The organism is Thermomonas sp., from assembly GCF_020850895.1.
In the GTDB taxonomy this organism is placed as follows: Bacteria; Pseudomonadota; Gammaproteobacteria; order Xanthomonadales; family Xanthomonadaceae; genus Thermomonas.
On the sequence record NZ_JADZDS010000073.1, the window covers coordinates 1 to 2,501 of the forward strand.

1 protein-coding gene is annotated in these 2,501 nt (G+C 67.7%); it reads left to right on the top strand.

Going from position 1 to position 2,501, the window contains the following annotated elements; all coding sequences use genetic code 11:
- Window positions 1-2,501 (top strand): transcription-repair coupling factor (gene mfd, locus IT472_RS06930; protein ID WP_297180287.1); only part of this gene is annotated, 2,501 nt, incomplete at both ends.

The window sequence follows — 2,501 nt, forward strand, 5'->3', positions numbered from 1 at the left end:
CAGCCGCTTCGATGTCCGCACCGGCCAGCGGCTCGATCTCGATGCGGAAAAACGCCGGCTGGAATCGGCCGGCTACCGCAACGTGCCACAAGTGCATGACCCCGGTGATTTCGCGGTGCGCGGCGGCCTGCTCGACATCTTCCCGATGGGCGCCAGCGCGCCGTTCCGGATCGAATTGCTGGGCGACGAGATCGAGGCGATCCGGGTCTTCGATACCGACAGCCAGCGCTCGCTGGAGAAAATCGCCGCGATCGAATTGCTGCCGGGGCGCGAGATCCCGCTTGAGGACGCGCCGGTGCAACGTGCGTTGGCCACGCTGCGCGAGCGCTTCGATATCGACCTGCGGCGCAGCCCGCTGGTGCAGGACCTCAAGGCCGGGCTGGCACCGGCCGGCATCGAGTACTACCTGCCGCTGTTCTTCGAGCCCCGTCGCGGCAGCGACACCGGCACCGAAACACTGTTCGACTATCTCGCCGCGAACACCCTGCCGCTGCAGGGCACCGGCGTCGGCGCGGCGATGGACGCAGCTTGGCAGCGCATCGGCGAGCGCCATGAGCAACTGCGCCACGACATCGAACGCCCGATCCTGCCGCCATCCGAACTGTGGCTGGCGCCGGATGCCCTGCGCGAACGCCTCAACCGCGGCCCGCGCATCGAGGTCTGCGACCCCGGACACCCGCGCCACGGCGAGGCCCAGCCGCTGTCGGTGCAACCCGCGCCCAACCTGCCGCTGGCGGCCAAGGACCACGCGCCGGCACAAGCCCTGCATGAGTTCCTGCGCAACTATCCTGGCCGCGTGCTGATCGCCAGCGATTCGGCCGGTCGCCGCGAGGCGCTGCGCGAGCTGCTGGAAGCGGCGGGGTTGAAGCCTGCAGTGGTGGAGAGCTGGCGTGCTTTTGCGATCCCTTCTCCCTCCGGGAGAAGGTGGCGCGAAGCGCCGGATGAGGGCGCGTTGGCGCACACAACCCTCACCCCAACCCCTCTCCCGGAGGGAGAGGGGCCTGCCTTCGCCATCGCGGTCGCCCCCTTCGACGACGGCTTCGCGCTCGACGCCCCGCGCCTGTGCGTGCTCACCGAGCGCCAGCTGTTCCCGGAACGCGCCGCGCAACCCCGCAGCCGGCGGCGCGCCGGACGCGAACCGGAAGCCATCATCCGCGATCTCGGCGAGCTCACCCTGGGTGCGCCGATCGTCCACGAAGACCATGGCGTCGGTCGCTATCGCGGCCTGGTGGCGATGCAAGTCGGCGGCATGCCCGGTGAATTCCTCGACATCGAATATGCCAAGGGCGACCGCCTGTACGTGCCAGTGGCCCAGCTCGACCGCATCAGCCGCTATTCCGGTGCCAATCCCGACACCGCGCCGCTGCACAACCTCGGCGGCGAACAATGGGCCAAGGCGAAGAAGAAAGCCGCCGACAAGGTGCGCGACGTCGCCGCCGAACTGCTGGAGATCCAGGCCAAGCGGCACGCCCGACGCGGCATGGCGATCGACGTCGATCGCATGCTCTACGAACCGTTCGCCGCCACCTTTCCGTTCGAGGAAACCCCCGACCAGCACGCCGCGATTGAAGCCGTGCTCCGCGACCTTTCCAGCAGACAGCCGATGGACCGCGTGGTCTGCGGCGACGTCGGCTTCGGCAAGACCGAAGTGGCGGTGCGCGCGGCGTTTGCCTGCGCCAGCGCCGGCAAGCAGGTCGCCCTGCTGGTGCCTACCACCCTGCTGGCCGAACAGCACTACCAGACCCTGCGCGATCGCTTCGCCGACTGGCCGCTGCGGGTGGAAGTGCTCTCGCGTTTCAAGTCGAAGAAGGAGATCGAGGCCGAGCTGCAGAAACTGGCCGAGGGCAAGCTCGATGTCATCGTCGGCACCCATCGCCTGCTGCAACCGGACGTGAAGTTCTCCGATCTTGGCCTGGTCATCGTCGACGAGGAACAGCGCTTCGGCGTGCGCCAGAAGGAGGCGCTGAAGAAGCTGCGCGCCAACGTGCACCTGCTGACCCTCACCGCCACGCCGATCCCGCGCACGCTGAACATGGCGATGGGCGGCCTGCGCGATCTCTCGATCATTGCCACACCGCCCGCCAACCGGCTCGCGGTGCAGACCTTCGTGCACGCCTGGGATGCGGCACTGCTGCGCGAAGCCTTCCAGCGCGAACTGGCACGCGGTGGGCAGGTCTATTTCCTGCACAACGAAGTCGAAAGCATCGGGCGCATGCACGAAACGCTGCAGGCCCTGGTGCCCGAGGCACGCATCGGGATTGCCCATGGCCAGTTGCCCGAGCGTGCGCTGGAACGGGTGATGCTCGATTTCCACAAGCAGCGCAGCAACGTGCTGCTGTGTTCGACGATCATTGAATCCGGCATCGATATTCCGAATGCCAATACCATCCTGATCAACCGCGCCGACAAATTCGGGCTGGCACAGTTGCACCAGCTGCGCGGCCGGGTCGGCCGCAGCCACCACCGCGCCTACGCCTACCTGCTGATCCCCGACCGCCGCA